Origin of the sequence: Roseibium sp. TrichSKD4 (assembly GCF_000148725.1) — a bacterium.
Taxonomy (GTDB): Bacteria; Pseudomonadota; Alphaproteobacteria; order Rhizobiales; family Stappiaceae; genus Roseibium.
Map to the genome: position 1 here is coordinate 1 of NZ_GL476310.1, position 17,974 is coordinate 17,974.

Here is a 17,974-nt window from a genome sequence, read left to right on the forward strand (position 1 = left end):
AAGTGAGGGATATTGTTTCAGCCTTGCGAAACAATTCCAGGGTGTGCGCTCTTCAGCTGTAGGCGCGCAGTGCGTCCCTAACATCAGCCGTCTGGATCACTGGCATCGACTGCCGGAATGTTTTGAATTCGAGGCTGGTATATTCGCTTCAATTTGAACTTTCGCGATCCCTTTGGATTTGAAGCCGAGCTGTTCAGCCGCCTTTCGAGTTACGTCAATCACGCGGCCCTTCACAAAAGGCCCGCGGTCATTGATCCGGACCTCTACTGTCCGCCCATTCGCCATATTGCGCACAGTCACTATTGTTCCAAACGGCAGGCTTCTATGGGCGGCAGTTAGCCCGTTCGGATTGGCCATCTCGCCGCTGGCCGTCTTGCTGGTCAATTCATACCAGGACGCTTTCCCACATTGAACAAAAGTCGCGCTTTCAGCGTTGGTCGTGAAGCTGATGCAGAAGACCAGGTGGAGGGCCAAGCTGAAGGTGTTGAAATGGGACATCGATGCGACTTTGTTGTTAGATAGAAGGTTTGGACGAACCACTAACAATGATTTCGTGTTCGCATAAGGGCAACGCTTACGGGTGTGGGTCTAACGAGTATCAAAATCACTCAAAGAAGATGTAGATCATATTAACGCTTCGTTAATTATAAAAAATCATTAACCTGTGTGCAAAATGCAACGCGGATTTAGGTATTCGTTAAGTGTGTTAGCTCTAGAGAGCCCGAAACGTGTCGTGAGTATTTCGGGAGGATAAGTAAACACGAAGACCAGAGAGCTGCCCTGTGAACGGACAAGAGCCGACTCGCGTCCATAAACCTGTGCCATACGCACCTCCGCAGTTTAAACGGCCCGTGGGTGCGGGAGGTGAGACAGTTGTAGCCGGTGCTTATGGCCCGTTGTTGCAGGCCATATCCGATCCTGCACTGCTCGTTGACCGTGTTGGCAATTTGGTGGCAGCGAATGCGGAGTTTTTCAAAGCGGTTCCAGCGGGTCCTGAACGTCCTCTGTCGAGGTGCTTTTCCTACGCCAGTTGGACACGGATAAAATCGCTCCTGAACGTAGCAGAGAAAGCGGAGCGGACCGTATTGGACGGCCCGATCCACCTGAAAAACGGAACATTTGTCACCAACACGCTGATAGCGGCTGCTGTTCAACCGGAAAACGGCCGCGCGCCACTTCTCTTGGTACATTGGAAGTCGGCAAGCTTGAGCCCCAATTTTTGCGTTACGCCAGCCCAAAATGCCTTTGCCGAGGAGGTCAGCACGCTCAGGAAGTTGGCCTATCAAGATGAACTGACCGGCCTTGCCAACCGCCGCGCCTTTTTTCGGCGTCTGGAAGCCCACCTTAGTGCGCTCAAAGCGGGGGCACTAAACGCGATTGCGATTCTCTACTTCGATCTTGATGACTTTAAACGTGTCAATGATACAGGGGGTCATGAGGCGGGCGATGAGGTTTTAAGATGTGTTGCCCAAAATGCTGAGGCGGTCCTTCAAGAAGCAGATGGTGGCGGAAACGGAGTTGTCGCTCGCCTGGGAGGAGACGAGTTTGCTGCTTCCATACCAGTTGCGCAGTCTTCTCAAGTTGCAGATATTGCGCGGACAATGTCCGATGCGGTGAAGAAGGTTCAGGTCACGCTGAATGGGGCCTGTTTTGCGGCCAGATGCTCAGTGGGTTGGACGGGAGTCGGTGCGGGGGACGTAACAGATGATCTAACCGCAAAAGACCTGCTCTACCGCGCGGATCAAAGCTGTATGGCTACCAAAAAGGAAAGTCGAGGTTGGCCAGGCTCTCGGCGCCTTCGAAGGTCCGAGTCGAAATTGCCGGACTGCGATCGAGTTGAATTGGGATCCAATGAGCTTCAATTGGAAACGACGGCTATTCGGTCTGCGTCGTGTGGCGCGGTGGTCGGTCAGATTGTCTCTGTTTGCAAGGTGGACCGTGTTGCAAACTTCTCTAGCGGGCCTTTTGCGCTCTTTGATCTGGGGAATGAAGTCGCCACTTGGGCGTTGGATAAAGCGCTGGATACCTTGTCCCGCGAAGAGTGCAGGCAATGGTTAGCTGTGCCGCTGTCTGTGAAGAACGCCCAATCGGCAGAGGTGCGTCAGGCACTCAAATACCGATTGGCCCGAAATCCGTTGCTGGCCTCTCGTCTTTGTCTGACATTTGAAGAAACGTGTGTGGCAAGGGAAGCAGAAATCATCGAAGAATTTGTCGGTTTTGCCAAAAAGCTCGGGTGCCAGATAGCTGTCGACGGTGTTTCCGGTGACTGGTCCAACCTCTCCGTGTTTTTTGCGCTCAAACCGGATTGGCTTTTCATTGATCTGGTGGACTTTGGTAGCATTGGCTCAAGCGGACTGATGGAGCTCCTGAAGGCTTGGGCTGACGCTTTAAGGCAACACGGAATTTTCGTTATCGCGAAGACGGGCGGGTATGGGAACGCTCATCAGCAGGCGCGGCAGACAGGGCTTGCAGCCATTCTGGAGAGTCACACGTCTACATAAGAAGCCGGGCTAGGGCCCGGCTTTTTGAAGGGAGGCTCCTGCCAAAATCAAATGTCGAGGTTGGCAACATTCAAGGCGTTATCTTGAATAAACTCGCGCCGTGGGTCCACCTCGTCTCCCATCAGCTTTGTGAAGATGTCGTCGGCATCGTCTGCCTCACGCACCTTGACCTGCAAAAGGGAGCGGACATTCGGGTCCAGAGTGGTTTCCCAAAGCTGTTCCGGGTTCATTTCGCCTAGGCCCTTATAGCGTTGCATCGAAATACCCTTCTGGCCGAAGGCGAAAATCTGTTGCAACAATGCTCTCGGACCACGAATTTCAGTCGATGTGTCTCTTCGGCGCAAGACCGCAGCCTTGCCATAGATTTCTTGAAGGTGTGTGGCCTGACTATCGAGACGGCGCGCATCGGCCGAACTCAAAAGCGCCGGGTCAATGATCGCAGCTTCTTCCACGCCGCGTACCGTGCGCTTGAACACAAGGCTTCCGTCTTCTTGGGCTTCACCTTCCCAGCCGCGCTCAAATTCGTCAGCGAGAATATCAAGGCGGCGGGCAACATAAGCTGCAGCCTCCGTTGCTTTGGTGCGGTCCTCAAGAATGTCCGGGTTCAGTGCGCCGGCAATCGCAGCCTGCTCAACCACATCCCGGCTATAGCGGGAATGGAGACCGTCAAAGATGTTGGTCAGGGATTGAGCAGTCTCGATCACTTGGCGCAGGTCTTCGCTGGTCCGAACTTCACCATTGGCAAGGGTCAGAGACGCATCCTCAACACCGCCGGAGATGAGATAGTTTTCTAGCGCAGCCTGATCTTTCAGGTATTGCTCGGACTTGCCTCTGGTCACTTTGTAGAGGGGAGGTTGAGCGATATAGATGTAACCGTTTTCGACCAGTTCCGGCATTTGCCGGAAGAAGAATGTCAACAACAGAGTCCGAATGTGCGCACCATCGACGTCAGCATCGGTCATGATGATGATCTTGTGGTAACGCAGCTTTTCGACGTTGAACTCTTCCTTTCCGATGCCGGTACCAAGCGCCGTGATCAAGGTACCGATTTCATTTGACGACAGCATCTTGTCAAAACGGGCGCGTTCAACGTTCAGGATCTTGCCTCGCAGCGGCAGTACAGCCTGATTTTCCCGGTGTCGGCCCTGTTTAGCCGATCCGCCCGCGGAATCACCCTCCACCAGGAAGAGTTCGGCCTTGGAGGCATCGCGTTCCTGACAATCAGCCAGTTTGCCGGGCAGGGAGGCAATATCCAGAGCACCTTTGCGGCGTGTTAGTTCGCGGGCCTTCCGAGCCGCTTCGCGAGCAGAGGCCGCCTCGACAACCTTGCTGACAACCGCCTTGGCCGGAGCAGGGTTCTCTTCAAACCATTCGGACAAGGCTTGAGACATCTGGCTTTCGACAACTGGGCGCACCTCCGATGAAACCAGCTTGTCTTTCGTCTGCGAGGAGAATTTGGGGTCGGGTACTTTGACCGACAGGACGCAGGTCAGGCCTTCACGGCAATCATCACCTGTGACCGACACCTTTTCCTTTTTCAAAAGGCCGGTGGATTCGGCATAACCGGTGACTTGCCGGGTCAAGGCCGCGCGAAAGCCAGCCAAGTGGGTGCCACCGTCGCGCTGCGGAATGTTGTTGGTAAAGCACAGCACCTGCTCATGGTAGCTGTCATTCCACCACATGGCAGCTTCAACGGTAATCCCGTCCTTTTCGGTCGAGATCGTAATCGGTGTTTCGATCAAGGGGTGCTTTGCGCGGTCCAGATAGCGCACAAAAGCTTCCAGCCCGCCTTCATAATAAAGTTCTTCAGCCCGTTCTTCGACACCGCGTTTGTCGGTCAAAATGATCCGGACGCCAGAGTTCAGAAACGCCAGTTCCCTTAAGCGGTGTTCCAGGGTGCCGAAATCAAACTCGGTTTTGGTGAAGGTTTCCGGAGACGGAAGGAACGTAACCTGAGTGCCTTTTTGGCCATTGGCCGGACCCACGACCTTCAGCGGGGCGACGGCCTCACCATGGGCAAACTCCATATGGTGTTCCTGGTCATTCCGCCAAATGCGCAATTCCAGCTTGGTGGACAGGGCGTTCACTACGGAAACACCGACGCCGTGAAGGCCGCCCGACACTTTGTAGGAGTTTTGGTCAAACTTACCGCCTGCGTGCAGCTGGGTCATGATGACCTCTGCAGCGGAAACCCCTTCTTCGGAGTGAACGTCTGTGGGAATGCCGCGTCCATTGTCGGCAACGGTCACTGAACCATCCGCATTCAGGCAGACTGTCACATGGTCCGCATGCCCGGCCAGCGCCTCATCAATGGCGTTGTCAACAACCTCATACACCATGTGGTGAAGGCCCGACCCATCATCGGTGTCCCCGATATACATGCCGGGGCGCTTTCGAACGGCATCAAGGCCCTTGAGAACCTTGATCGAGTCAGCGCCATATTCCGCGCCTTGGTTGGGATCGTCAAAAGGCGTTTGGTCGGGAAGGGAAGTGTCGCTCATGCGAATCGGTCACCGGTCGAATTGGATAAGATCATCCCGTTATAAGGGGTCTACGGGCGCGTTCAACCATGGCCGTCCGGCACAGCGCCAGAAACGCCGTTAATGGTGGAAAACCCTTGAATTTTGCGCGTTTGACGAAGGTTTACACCGACAGCAGACGAGCTTTGCCATCTTCGATTGCAAATATCTGCGATGGAATTGGCAGGCTTTCAAAGAGGCTCTCGTCGGTTCCGGTCATGAACACCTGACACCCAAGGGCATCAAGGCGTGCAAAAAGCGCTTCGCGTCGGTTCGGATCAAGATGTGCTGCGACTTCATCCAGTAGCAAAATAGGCGTCAAACCACTCACTGAAGCGCTCAAGTCTGCATGTGCCAGAATAAGTCCGATAAGAAGCGCCTTTTGCTCCCCGGTTGAAGATTGCGAGGCGGGCATGTCTTTGGCTGTGTGTCGGACATGAAGGTCGGACAAATGGGGCCCGGTCAAGGTGCGTCCAGCCGCGCGGTCTCTGGGGCGCCCGTCTTCCAGCAATTTGCGAAAATGGTCTTCCTGATCTGAGGCAGACAGCCCCTCCGTCTCGGCTTCAAAATCACCGGTGAGCTCAAGGCCGGCGATGGGGAAGGGAAGGCCAAGCTCTGCCTGTTCGCTCAAGGTGCCTTGCAGCAGGCTGACGGTTTCCCGTCTGGATAGGGCGACAGAAGTGCCAAGTTCAGCCACTTGTTGCTCAACAGCTGTAAGATAGGAGGCCGATCCGCCTTGCTCCAACAGACGATTGCGTTGGCGAAGCGCCTTTTCGAAGGAAGAGACCTGCCGTCCATGGGCGGGGTTGAGTGACAGGGTGAGTCGGTCCAGAAAGCGGCGACGATCTGAGCCGGGACCCGTAAAGAGCCCGTCCATTGCGGGAATGAGCCACAGGATGCGAACGTAGTCGAGAAGGCTGTCAGACGTGCGTTGGTCTACGCCGTCGATGCGGACCCGGCGCCCGGCCTCGTTTTGCTTTAGGCCGGTTCCAATTGAAACATCCAGGCCGTCCTGATCAACTTTTGATGCAACGCTCCAGCCACCTTCTTGCACCTGTTTGCAGGTGATGTCGGCGAGATTGGCACGCCGCAGGCCGCGACCTGCTGTCAGATAGGAAACCGCTTCAAGAATGTTGGTCTTGCCCGTACCATTTGCCCCAACAAACGCAACAAGTTGCGCCGCCAGATCAAGGTCCAGCGACGCATAATTCCTGAAATTGGTCAGGCTCAGTCGGTTTAGCCGGGCTACGCGGACGTCTGCCATGGCGCCTCACCTTTGCAAGGGCTGGCCGACGGTCAGACCCGCATTGGCATGAGGACAAACAGGCAATCATCAACCGTGTTGTCCTGAATGAGAGTCGGTGAGCCGGAATCTGCGAGACGGAACAGAGCGGTATCGCTGGATAGCTGATTTGCAATGTCGAGCAAGTAACGTGAATTGAACCCGATATCCATCGCATCAGATGTGTATTCAACAGCCAGCTCTTCCGTCGCACTGCCGGAATCCGGGTTGTTGACGGTCAGAACCATCCGCCCATCGGACAAGGAGAGCTTCACGGCCCGACCACGCTCTGAAGAAATGGTGGACACACGGTCCACCGCTTCTTTGAACTCGTCGCGGTCCACCCGCATTTCCTTGTCATTTCCTTGCGGAATGACGCGGCCATAATCCGGGAAGGTTCCGTCGATCAATTTGGACGTCAGAACGACTGCACCCGTCGTAATACGGATTTTCGTCTCCGAAAGCTCGATCTGAACATTGGCATCCGGCTCTTCCAGAAGCTTCTGGATTTCGCCGACGGTTTTGCGCGGTACGATAATGCCTGGCATGCCATGCGAACCGTTTGGAGCAGTCACTTCTGCCTGTGCCAGCCGGTGACCGTCTGTTGCAACTGCGCGGAAGCGTTCGCCAGAAGGCGTGTTCACCGTGTGCAGGTAAATACCGTTCAGATAATAGCGTGTTTCCTCAGTCGAAATGGCAAACTGTGTTGTGTCGATCAGCTTGCGGATATCGCCCGCAGTCAGGGCGAAACCATGAGAGAAGTCTCCGGCGGTCAGGTCCGGAAAGTCAGACTCTGGCAGCATTTGAAGTGTGAAACGCGACCGTCCAGCCCGGATCTCCAACGTGCTGTTGTCGCCTGTTGTTTCCAGAACGACCTGAGAACCGTCTGGCAGTTTGCGAACAATGTCATAGAACATGTGAGCGGGGACAGTGGTCGCGCCGCCCATTTCGACCATGGCAGGAATGGATTCAACGATTTCCAGATCCAGATCGGTCGCCTTGAGATTGAGCGAGCCACCATCTGCGCGCAGCAGAACATTGGACAGGATCGGTATCGTGTTCCTGCGCTCCACAACCCGGTGAACATGGGTTAGGGACTTGAGAAGGTCGGTCCGCTCGAGGGTCGCTTTCATACGCAAGATCCGTACTGATAAAGCCGTGCGCCCGTAACAGAACCGGGGCTGGCAGTTGATGTTTTGGGGCTCCAGAGGCTGGAGCGGGGCATCGACACTGCCCTCAACAGGGGGGAAATGCAAGAGGGGCAACCCGAAAGTCGCCCCTGAAAAAGTCGGTTTCTGGAGATTACGCGTCCAGCATGCGCTTCAGCAGTTCGATTTCCTGAGCCAGAGCATAATCACCCTTGGCTAGCTCCTCGATTTTGCGCACTGCGTGAAGCACGGTTGTGTGATCGCGATTGCCAAAGCGGCGTCCAATTTCCGGAAGCGAGCGAGGTGTCATGACCTTGGCCAGATACATGGCGATCTGACGTGGGCGCACAATCGTCCGGGTCCGGCGGGCTGACAAAAGATCGGCTTTGGTCACGTTGTAGTGCTTGGACACCACACGTTGGATGTCTTCGATTTTTACCTTGCGAGGTTCGCTGGAGCGAACAAGGTCGCGAAGGGTTAACTCAGCCATTTCCTGTGTAATTGGCTGATTGGTCAGTTGATTATGGGCAATCAACCGGTTCAGGGCGCCTTCAAGATCGCGGCCGGAGGACGCAACATGACGGGCGATATAGTCCAGAACCTGATCGGGTACTTCGAAGTTTGGATACGTCTTGCGCGCCAGGATTACGCGAGAGTCCAAGATATTCCGGCGCAACACGAAGTCTGGCTCATGAATGCCGACCACCAGACCTCCGGACAAACGAGAACGAACTCTATCATCAAGGCTGTCCAGTTCAGATGGTGCGCGGTCTGCTGCAACGATCACCTGACGTGCGCCGTCAATCAGCGCGTTTAGCGTATGACAGAACTCTTGTTGAACCTGCTTGCCGTGAAGAAATTGCATATCATCGATCAAAAGAAGGTCGATTGTCCGCAGTGTATCTTTAAAGGCGAGAGCCGACTGGGCCTTAAGTGCCGAGACAAACCGATACATGAAATGCTCGGCAGTTAGGTAAAGCACCTTGCGGCCTGAGGCGCGAGCTTTCGCAGCCACAGCCTGCATCAGGTGCGTTTTGCCAAGCCCAACCGAAGCATGCAGGAATAGGGGGTTGAACGTGACCGCTCCGCCTGCCGCGACTTGCCGCGCCGCAGCCAGTGCCAACTGATTGGACTCCCCTTCCACAAACGTGTCGAACGTGTATTTCGGATCCAGAGCGGCCCCTTGCAACACATCTTTGGAATTGTCGCTGGTGGAATCGCCACGGCCAAGAGCCGCTGTCGCTGCCTGCGCGGCTGCTACACGGTTTGGCTCAGCAGATGCGCCGCCTGTTCGAATGTCGGCTGAGGCCGGAAGGGCCTTTTTTGCTGACCCCAAAGCCGGTTGGCGAGGGGTTGCTGCCACTTGACGCGGCCGAATAGCTCCGCGAACCGTCAATTCGATCCGATGAACGCCTTCGCACTCGCGCTTCCACAAACCGATCAGTTGATCATTGTAGTGCGATTGAATCCATTGCTTGAGGAACCGGGTCGGAACAGACAGGCGAACTGTGCCGTCCGCATGCTCTTCCAGATCCACTCTTGCAAACCAGCTGGAAAACACGTCATCGCCGAGCTCTGCACGTAAGCTCTTCTTGACCCGATTCCAGTGTTCGGAGCCAGTTGTCTCCTGAACCTGCATATACGCCTCCTGTCATTTCGAAGAATGATCCGCCACAGTCATTCTTCTGCCACCGCGCCGCGGAATGCGGCATATTTCCATGCTCCTATTCCGGAGCGATTATTTGAGAGCAGCCAGCCACGGCTGCCCAATATCTGCCCTAAGACAGAATTTCGGAGTCAGGCGAGACTGTTTCGTTAGCGAAACAAGTTTCGTCCTGTGCCGGTCTAACGATCTGGGCCGGTCGTGCCAGAGAACTACCATCAGTCAGCTGAATGGCCTGATGGCTTTGAAAGGCCTTACCAAAAAAGGGGGCTGGGCCAGTGCCGCTGGCCGCGCACAAAAAGTCCATCCAGGGCTTTGGGTCAAGCTCTTTTTCTAAGCAATGACAGTCCTGAAGATGTGAAGCTGTGTCACTCCCGACCAAGCGACCTTTGCTAATGCCTTTAAAACCCGACGGTTGGAAGTCGTCTATAATGCCAGTTTTCGCAAGGTTTGCAGTGCTCATTTTTTTTGTCCGAAACGTATCACAGGAGTCGGTCATTGCATGAGCGACCACGCCTTTAGCGCAATGTGCAACAATATTTACAACCGACGGGCGCATACAGCTTCCTTGTTCAATGACTGAGTCATTGTTATTTGTTGGCTCTGACTACAGAATAGTTTTTCGGATTTTATTTGGTAGGGTTAGAGGTGATGGGAGTCGGGAATAGTCGATATTCTACTGTGCACATACTTTGATCTATTTATCTTAGACTTGAACATTTTATTAGGTCCAGACAGATCTTTTTTGGTTTGCATTCGGCTTTCTTAAGTGCCGATGGGTGAAAGATATACAGCCTTCTTGGTCTCGGCAACAGGGGCGGCTTAACAAAAAGTTAATGACCTGCCTAGCTACCTAGCGTCACTCTTACAGCCCCATTGTCAGAGCTGGGTGCAAACACTTTTAACGATAAGGATTTTTTCAAATGTATGCATTGTCACAATTGGAAAAGCTGGGGTTGGAAAAAAATTCAAAGAGAAAAAACTTGACAGCACGCGAATCCATGAGCTGCTCATATCGATTGCGTAACGTATGTGTAACTATCTGAAAAAATAGAACAAATTCTGACATATTCGAGTTTGTGATAATAACTAAGTGCTGTTTATACATTTAGCCGGATTAAAGCATATGACTTGGACGGGTAACAAAAAAACCCGGCACGTTGGCCGGGTTTGTTTCCGTCTGGAAAGACAGAATATTAGGCGCTGAGTGCCTTGATGCGGGCATTCAGACGGGACACCTTGCGGGAAGCCGTGTTGGCGTGCATGACGCCTTTTGATGCTGCGCGCATGATTTCCGGTTGAGCGGACTTCAATGCATCGTTTGCAGCTGTCTGATCGCCAGAGGCGATGGCTTCTTCGACCTTACGCAGATACGTCCGAACGCGGCTGCGACGATTTTTGTTCGTGGCCGTCTGGCGGGCAATTTTGCGGGCCGCCTTCTTGGCCGAGGGTGTGTTGGCCATGGGCTCAATCCTGATCCGTGATTGGAACACTGTCCGGTTACGACCGGGGAACCATTCGCACCAAGGCGGGAGGCAGACCCGATCAAAAAACGACGGCGGCGAGAGTATCGCCACCGGTTGAGGGGAGCTTATAGTCATCTGCTGCCATCCCGTCAACGGGTTTGCGCAGTTTGAGACCCACTTATTTGTTACGGAACTGCGGCGTCCGCTTTTCCATAAAGGCTGTCATGCCCTCATTCTGGTCTTCTGTCGCAAATGTTGCGTGGAAGACGCGCCGCTCAAACCGCATGCCTTCGGCAAGAGTGGTCTCATAGGCACGGTTGACGCTTTCCTTCGTCAGCATGACGACTGGCAAGGAAAAGTCGGCGATTTTTTCGGCCGCTTTCATGGCCTCTTCGATCAGGTCGTCCGCGGGCACCACTCGGCTGACAAGGCCGCAGCGCTCAGCTTCTTCTGCGTCCATCATGCGACCGGTCAGGCACATTTCCATAGCCTTGGACTTTCCGACAAAACGAGTCAGACGTTGAGTGCCGCCGGCGCCCGGCATGGTGCCGAGCGTGATTTCAGGCTGGCCAAATTTGGCCGTATCAGCTGCAATGATGAAATCACACATCATGGCAAGTTCGCATCCGCCGCCGAGCGCGTAACCGGCCACGGCCGCAATAACCGGCTTCCGGTTGCGGCTGACACGCTCCCAAGGGGTAATAAGGTCAGTCATGTAAGCTTGCGTGAAATCAAGAGGCTGCATTTCCTTGATATCAGCGCCAGCTGCAAAGGCCTTTTGCGAGCCGGTCAGAACAACGCAGCCAATGCGTTCATCGGCTTCAAACGCATCAAGGGCGGCGCTCAACTCTTCTACAAGTGCTGCGCAAAGTGCATTCAAGGCTTTGGGGCGGTCCAGTGTAATGAGCCCCACCTTGCCGCGTTTTTCGACGCGTATATTTTCATATCCCATCGGGTTTCTCCCACATCTGAAGCCAAATGTTTGGCAAAAGGGGTACCCGACGGGCGCGCCAGCGGCAAGCGCACAGCCATGACTTTTCTGGGTGCAAACGCAGGCAAGGGCATCAACGCTGGCAGCGCGGACAGTAAAATGTCGACCTGTTGGATTGAACAATGCGTTCGATGGTTCCGCCACAGCCTTCCGTCCGGCATGGCTCTCCTTCCCGGTCATAAACGGCAAAGCTGTGCTGAAAATATCCCAGCGAACCGTCTGCTTTGGTGTGGTCACGCAAAGTGGAGCCGCCAGCCTCAATGGCATCTGACAATGTGTCTCTAATCATTTCCGCCAGAAGTTTGGCCTTGTCGGTAGCTCGTCCGGTCTTGGTGGCTAGTGTTCCAGCCGCACGGATTGGATTGAGGCCAGAGCGCCACAGGGCTTCACACACATATATATTGCCAAGGCCAGCGATGAGACGTTGATCAAGCAGTGCGGCTTTTAGAGGAGCTTTTTTTCCTGAAAAGAGATCTGCAATCTGCTGTCCGTCCAAATCATTTCCTAGTGGCTCCATCCCCATCTTGGCAAAGAGAGGATGATCGCCAAGTGTCGCGCGCTCAATAAGTGTCATAAACCCAAAGCGCCGAGGGTCATTATAAATGATACGTGCAGTCGCCCCACTCTTTTGCTCAAGATGGAAGACAACGTGATCGTGCTTCGGGTTTTTTGATCGCTCAAATTGGAATGCTCCGGGAGAAAGCTCATCCGCGTCTGTTTCAATGCGGAAGGACCCGGACATGCCCAGATGCATGACCAGCACATCGCCGGTCTCAATGTCCGCCAGTAGATATTTGGATCTCCGAGACAAGGCCGTCACCTTGTGTCCGGTCAGGCGACCCTCGAAGTTTTCCGGAAAGGGAAAGCGCAGGTCTGGCCGGTTTTGGTCCAGTTTAGCAATCACAGCCCCTTCAAAGCTTGGGGCAAGGCCGCGCTTGACGGTTTCCACTTCTGGTAATTCTGGCATGGAAGCACTGGTCTCCTGACGAGTGGCGCGCTATAGCCCTGCGGCATATGCGGAATCGACGCTGGCCAACATGGAACAGTCCGCCAGCTTGGTCTATGGTTCTGCAACACACTATATAGGCGGTCATCAGGATCGACCCAATTGCACGCCCGGAAAAATGGCGGACAGGAGACGAGATATGGCGCAAAACATTGACCGGGGGCAACGGACCAGTCGCTCGCCGGACGATATGCCCACAAGCTTTGGCTTCATCGAAGTGCAAGAGGGACGAAAGCAGGCTTTGGTGGACGATGTGTTCCACAAGGTAGCCAGCCGCTATGATATTATGAATGACCTTATGTCTGGCGGTCTGCACCGGGCCTGGAAAGATGCAATGGTTTCTTTTCTGGCGCCGCCCAAAACGAAATCTGGCAGTTGGCGTCATCTGGATGTTGCTGGGGGAACCGGTGATATCGCAACACGGGTTGTGGAGAAGTCCGGCCTGAGTGTGTCGTCAGTCGTCTGCGACATCAACGAATCCATGTTGGGTGTTGGAAAGGACCGGGCGGCAAAGGCGGGTTTGTCAGATCACATCGAGTTCGCTCAAGGAAATGCGGAGGACCTGCCTTTCCCGGACAAGAGCTTTGACGCTTATACGATTGCCTTTGGCATTCGCAACGTCCCCGATATTCCAAAGGCCTTGGCCGAAGCGCGGCGGGTGTTGAAGCGGGGCGGCCGCTTCATGTGTCTGGAATTCTCGGAAGTCGATGTTCCGGGTCTCGACAAGGTCTATGACAGCTTTTCCTTCAACGCCATCCCGGCGATGGGGAAAATGGTAACCGGAGATGGAGAGCCGTACCGATACTTGGTGGAATCCATTCGCAAGTTCCCGCATCAAGAGCAATTCGCCCAGATGATCCGCGAGGCCGGGTTCGAACGGGTGTCTTATCGCAATTATTCCGGCGGAATTGCCGCGCTCCATTCAGGTTGGAAGCTTTAAATTTATGCCATTTGCAGTAATGCCTCTGTTTCGGCTTGCCAGAGCCGGGTTTGTCATGGCGCGGGAAGGCGTGTTCGGGCTTGCCCACTTGCCGGACTTGCCAACGGGTCCGCGCGTCGCGATTTCCGTTGCAAGACTGCTTGAACGGCGCGCGGTAAAGGACAAAAGCGCAGAGCTTCGCTTGTCTGATGCGCTGAATCGTCTCGGGCCTTCTTACGTCAAACTGGGGCAGTTTTTGGCAACGCGGGCCGATGTTGTCGGCAAGGAAGCGGCCAAGGATCTGTCAGCCTTGCAGGACAGGCTTCCGGCTTTCGATCATGAAGAAGCGCGAAAGGCTGTTGCAGAGCAACTTGGCATGCCGGTTGAAGAGGCCTTTGTTGAATTTGGTGTAGCCGTTGCTGCGGCCTCCATTGCGCAAGTTCACCCCGCTGTTGTGCGCGACAAGGACGGAACTGAGCGCAAGGTTGCAGTGAAAATACTGCGCCCCGGTGTGCAACGTCGGTTCAAGCGCGATCTGGAGAGCTATTATCTGGTGGCTCATCTTGCAGAGCGCTTTCACGAACCGTCGCGCCGGTTAAGACCGGTGGCGGTCGTCGACACGTTGGCGCAATCGGTCGCCATGGAAATGGATTTTCGTCTGGAAGCAGCTGCGCTTTCCGAAATGGCCGAGAATACAGCTGATGATCCGGGTTTTCGTGTCCCCAATGTGGATTGGCTGCGCTCGGCCAAGGGCGTGCTGACCATGGAGTGGATCGACGGCTGCAAGATGTCGGATGTGGACGGGCTGAAAGCAGCAGGCCATGAACTGGAAGAGCTGGGCAATGCGGTCATTCAGAGTTTTCTGCGCCACACGCTGCGCGACGGGTTCTTCCACGCCGATATGCATCAGGGTAACCTGTTCGTAGAGTCGGATGGAACGCTCGTTGCTGTTGATCTCGGCATTGTCGGGCGCTTGTCAAAGCTGGAACGCCGATTTCTGGCCGAAATCCTCTTTGGCTTCATCATCCGCAATTACCGCCGGGTGGCGGAAGTGCATTTTGAAGCCGGATATGTTCCAGCCCATCAGGATGTCGATATGTTCGCTCAGGCCATTCGGGCGATTGGCGAACCGATCCACGGCCATGATGCCAGCGAGATTTCGATGGCACGACTGCTCACCCAGCTTTTTGAAGTGACCGAACTCTTTGAAATGAAAACCCAGACCCAGCTTATCATGCTGCAAAAGAACATGGTGGTGGTCGAGGGCGTCGCCCGGTCCCTCAATCCACGGCTGGATATGTGGAAGACGGCAGAACCCGTGGTGGGTGATTGGATCAAGGAGCATCTCGGCCCCGTCGGCAAACTTCGGGATGCAGGCGACGTCTTCTCAGCGCTGGGTCGCATGGCCAATGACCTGCCGCTTTTCGCCGATCGCATTGGGCGCATGTCAGAAGAGCTGGAAAAGATGACAAACAGCGGTCTTCGTTTTGATGCTGAGACCGCTGAGGCCATCGGTAAGGCTGAGGCTCGCTACACCCGCTCAGGCCGCATCGCCCTTTGGGTGATCGCCATTTCTATGGCGACAATGGCCATTGACGTGCTGAGCTGACGCCAATATTTCTGGTTTTAGGGTTTGGTGACCCGTCTCAAGGTCAGGTTCACTCGGCCTCCTTGTCGCATCAAGGTCGAGGTGTTCGGGACAAGCCGGTCTATCCCATGGAACGCAAGACGAGCCTCCCCGCCGAGGACAACAACATCTCCAGATTGCAGTTTCATGGATCGGGTCGGGCTCTTGCGCTCAACTCCTCCAATACGAAAGACCGCCGTATCCCCTAGAGATACCGAAATCACTGGTGCATCAAAGGTCTCTTCGTCCCGGTCTTGATGTAGGCCCATGCGGGCATCTTCATTATAAAAGTTGATGAGACAGGCTTCTGGCAATGCTGCATCAGGTGAAAGCTCCTGCCATAGACTGAGCAGGATTTCCGGGATCGGCGGCCAGGGATTTCCCGTCACAGGATGGGTTGGCTGGTACCGATAGCCATCTTTGTCGGACACCCAGCCGAGCGCCCCGCAATTGCTCATACGAACAGAGAAGGGTTTTCCTGTGCGTGGCATTTCCGGCCGGTAGAGCGGTGCGCTGCCCAAAACATCGCGAATAATGTCCAGCAAATTTTCCTGCTGAACGCGGTCGAAATGTTCGGCAAGGAACTGGAACCCGCTGGGGAAAGGTGTGGATTTTGCCATGTGTTTCCAGTTTGGCTTGTAAAAATGCGCGATGAAGAGCTGCGGTCCGGCAAGGTTTTACAGAATTATAAGCCGGCGCAAGCAAAACACAGTGAGTTCGTGACTTGCGAGCGAATTATCCTCCACCTATATAGCGGGTAACCGCTGAGTGGCTGAAATGTCAAAGGTGGCTCAGTGTCCGGGTGAAGCCCGGAGTTTTTTGTGAGAGGAGCCGAAAGGATGCCGACCCGGGTCTTTTCGGTTTGCTAGAAAGAGAGGCAGATATGGCAAAGGTCATTGGTATCGACCTCGGCACGACGAACTCGTGCGTCGCCGTTATGGACGGCAAAGATTCCAAGGTAATCGAAAACGCAGAAGGCGCCCGGACAACTCCGTCCATGGTGGCATTCTCTGATGATGGCGAGCGCCTCGTCGGTCAGCCGGCCAAGCGTCAAGCGGTTACCAACCCGACAAACACCCTTTTTGCAGTCAAGCGTCTGATTGGCCGTCGGTTCGATGATCCGACCGTCGCCAAAGACAAGAAGCTGGTTCCGTTCGAAATCGTGAAGGCGGACAACGGCGACGCTTGGGTAGAAGCCGATGGTGAAAAATACTCCCCGTCGCAGGTGTCCGCTTTCATTCTGCAAAAGATGAAAGAAACCGCTGAGAGCTATCTCGGCGAAGGCGTGACCCAGGCGGTGATCACCGTTCCGGCCTACTTCAACGATGCACAGCGTCAGGCGACCAAAGATGCCGGCAAGATTGCTGGTCTGGAAGTCCTGCGCATCATCAACGAGCCAACCGCAGCAGCGCTGGCTTATGGCCTCGACAAAAACGACGGCAAGACCATTGCGGTTTATGACCTTGGTGGCGGTACTTTCGACGTTTCCATTCTGGAAATCGGCGATGGTGTCTTTGAAGTGAAGTCTACCAACGGCGACACTTTCCTCGGCGGTGAAGACTTCGACATGGTCCTGGTCGACTATCTGGCTGAAGAGTTCAAGAAGGATCAGGGAATTGATCTGAAGAACGACAAGCTGGCTCTGCAGCGTCTGAAAGAAGCTGCCGAAAAAGCCAAGATCGAGCTGTCGTCTTCGTCGCAAACCGAAGTCAACCTGCCGTTCATCACTGCAGATGCCTCCGGTCCTAAGCACCTGACCTTGAAGCTGACCCGTGCGAAGTTTGAGGCGCTGGTTGATGATCTCGTCAAGCGCACCGTCAAGCCGATGGAAGCAGCACTGAAAGACGCAGGTCTTTCCGCAGGCGAAATCGACGAAGTCGTTCTCGTCGGCGGCATGACACGCATGCCGAAGGTCCAGGAGACGGTTAAGAACTTCTTCGGCAAGGAGCCGCACAAAGGCGTGAATCCTGACGAAGTGGTTGCCATGGGTGCGGCCATTCAGGCTGGCGTTCTGCAGGGCGACGTGAAAGACGTTCTGCTTCTTGATGTTACCCCGCTGTCATTGGGGATTGAAACTCTCGGCGGTGTGTTCACACGCCTGATCGACCGGAACACAACCATTCCGACCAAGAAGAGCCAGGTGTTCTCCACGGCGGAAGACAATCAGACGGCTGTAACCATCCGCGTATTCCAGGGCGAGCGCGAAATGGCTGCGGACAACAAGGTTCTCGGTCAATTCGACCTGGTCGGCATTCCTCCGGCGCCACGCGGTGTCCCGCAAGTCGAAGTCACGTTCGACATTGATGCCAACGGTATCGTGAACGTGTCGGCAAAGGACAAGGGCACTGGCAAGGAACAGCAGATCCGCATTCAAGCTTCTGGTGGCCTCAGTGATTCCGATATCGATCAAATGATCAAGGACGCTGAGTCTCACGCCGATGAGGACAAGAAGCGGAAAGAGTTGGTTGAAGCCAAGAACCAGGGCGAGTCGCTGTACCACTCCACCGAGAAGTCCCTGAAGGACTTCGGTGACAAGGTGAGCGAAGAAGACAAAGGCGCTATTGAATCTGCCATGGCCGAATTGAAAACGGCTCTGGACGGAGAAGATGGCGAAGACATCAAGGTCAAGACACAGACACTGGCTGACGCATCCATGAAACTGGGCGAAGCTATGTATGCTTCTGCTCAGGCCGATGCAGAGGCAGGTGCTGACGCCGATGATGCTGAAGCGTCTGCTCAGGACGATGATGTCGTCGATGCCGACTTCGAAGAGGTTCAGGACGACGACAAGAAGTCGGCCTAATCTGAATTGAGACCGGCGTTCGAAACTCCTTCGGATGCCGGTTTCAAAA

Annotated in this window: 13 protein-coding genes; 4 read left to right on the top strand and 9 right to left on the bottom strand. The window is 54.7% G+C overall.

What is annotated here, in order from left to right:
- Positions 1 to 96: 96 nt before the first annotated feature.
- Positions 97 to 546, bottom strand: a complete 450-nt coding sequence (locus tag TRICHSKD4_RS05745; RefSeq protein WP_009466518.1) for a septal ring lytic transglycosylase RlpA family protein — start codon at positions 544 to 546, stop codon at positions 97 to 99.
- Positions 547 to 782: 236 nt separating this feature from the next.
- Between TRICHSKD4_RS05745 and TRICHSKD4_RS05750 the strand changes: the two genes are divergently transcribed.
- The gene (locus tag TRICHSKD4_RS05750; protein ID WP_083782740.1) at positions 783 to 2,501 is read left to right on the top strand and encodes a sensor domain-containing diguanylate cyclase; all 1,719 of its coding nucleotides are present in this window, start codon (positions 783 to 785) and stop codon (positions 2,499 to 2,501) included.
- A 47-nt stretch (positions 2,502 to 2,548) separates the two neighbouring features.
- On the opposite strand, the gene gyrB is transcribed toward TRICHSKD4_RS05750, so the two are convergent.
- From gyrB to mutM, 7 genes are all read right to left on the bottom strand, one after another.
- Positions 2,549 to 5,002 (bottom strand): DNA topoisomerase (ATP-hydrolyzing) subunit B, encoded by a 2,454-nt coding sequence (gyrB, locus tag TRICHSKD4_RS05755; protein ID WP_009466520.1) that lies wholly within the window; start codon positions 5,000 to 5,002, stop codon positions 2,549 to 2,551.
- A gap of 142 nt (positions 5,003 to 5,144) precedes the next feature.
- The gene (gene recF, locus TRICHSKD4_RS05760; RefSeq protein ID WP_009466521.1) at positions 5,145 to 6,284 is read right to left on the bottom strand and encodes a DNA replication/repair protein RecF; all 1,140 of its coding nucleotides are present in this window, start codon (positions 6,282 to 6,284) and stop codon (positions 5,145 to 5,147) included.
- 32 nt (positions 6,285 to 6,316) lie between these two features.
- Positions 6,317 to 7,435: a DNA polymerase III subunit beta gene (dnaN, locus tag TRICHSKD4_RS05765; protein ID WP_009466522.1), complete on the bottom strand. Its 1,119-nt coding sequence runs from the start codon at positions 7,433 to 7,435 to the stop codon at positions 6,317 to 6,319.
- Between the two features lie 169 nt (positions 7,436 to 7,604).
- Entirely contained in the window at positions 7,605 to 9,089 is a 1,485-nt protein-coding gene (gene dnaA, locus TRICHSKD4_RS05770) for a chromosomal replication initiator protein DnaA (protein WP_009466523.1), read from the bottom strand.
- A gap of 1,220 nt (positions 9,090 to 10,309) precedes the next feature.
- Positions 10,310 to 10,576 (bottom strand): 30S ribosomal protein S20, encoded by a 267-nt coding sequence (gene rpsT / locus TRICHSKD4_RS05780; RefSeq protein ID WP_009466525.1) that lies wholly within the window; start codon positions 10,574 to 10,576, stop codon positions 10,310 to 10,312.
- A gap of 181 nt (positions 10,577 to 10,757) precedes the next feature.
- A complete protein-coding gene (locus TRICHSKD4_RS05785; RefSeq protein WP_009466527.1) occupies positions 10,758 to 11,531 on the bottom strand; it encodes an enoyl-CoA hydratase in 774 nt (257 codons plus the stop codon).
- A 112-nt stretch (positions 11,532 to 11,643) separates the two neighbouring features.
- On the bottom strand, positions 11,644 to 12,537 hold the full coding sequence (mutM, locus tag TRICHSKD4_RS05790) for a bifunctional DNA-formamidopyrimidine glycosylase/DNA-(apurinic or apyrimidinic site) lyase (RefSeq protein WP_009466528.1): 894 nt from the start codon (positions 12,535 to 12,537) through the stop codon (positions 11,644 to 11,646).
- Between the two features lie 229 nt (positions 12,538 to 12,766).
- Here mutM and ubiE point away from each other — a divergent pair, with 229 nt between their 5' ends.
- Complete coding sequence (gene ubiE, locus TRICHSKD4_RS05795) at positions 12,767 to 13,516, top strand: bifunctional demethylmenaquinone methyltransferase/2-methoxy-6-polyprenyl-1,4-benzoquinol methylase UbiE (protein ID WP_208993033.1); 750 nt, start codon at positions 12,767 to 12,769, stop codon at positions 13,514 to 13,516.
- 4 nt (positions 13,517 to 13,520) lie between these two features.
- On the top strand, positions 13,521 to 15,104 hold the full coding sequence (ubiB, locus tag TRICHSKD4_RS05800) for a 2-polyprenylphenol 6-hydroxylase (RefSeq protein ID WP_009466530.1): 1,584 nt from the start codon (positions 13,521 to 13,523) through the stop codon (positions 15,102 to 15,104).
- Positions 15,105 to 15,121: 17 nt separating this feature from the next.
- Here the strand turns inward: ubiB and TRICHSKD4_RS05805 are convergent, their stop codons facing one another.
- On the bottom strand, positions 15,122 to 15,742 hold the full coding sequence (locus TRICHSKD4_RS05805) for an alpha-ketoglutarate-dependent dioxygenase AlkB (RefSeq protein ID WP_009466531.1): 621 nt from the start codon (positions 15,740 to 15,742) through the stop codon (positions 15,122 to 15,124).
- A gap of 263 nt (positions 15,743 to 16,005) precedes the next feature.
- Here TRICHSKD4_RS05805 and dnaK point away from each other — a divergent pair, with 263 nt between their 5' ends.
- Entirely contained in the window at positions 16,006 to 17,925 is a 1,920-nt protein-coding gene (gene dnaK / locus TRICHSKD4_RS05810) for a molecular chaperone DnaK (RefSeq protein WP_040616427.1), read from the top strand.
- Positions 17,926 to 17,974 lie beyond the last annotated feature (49 nt).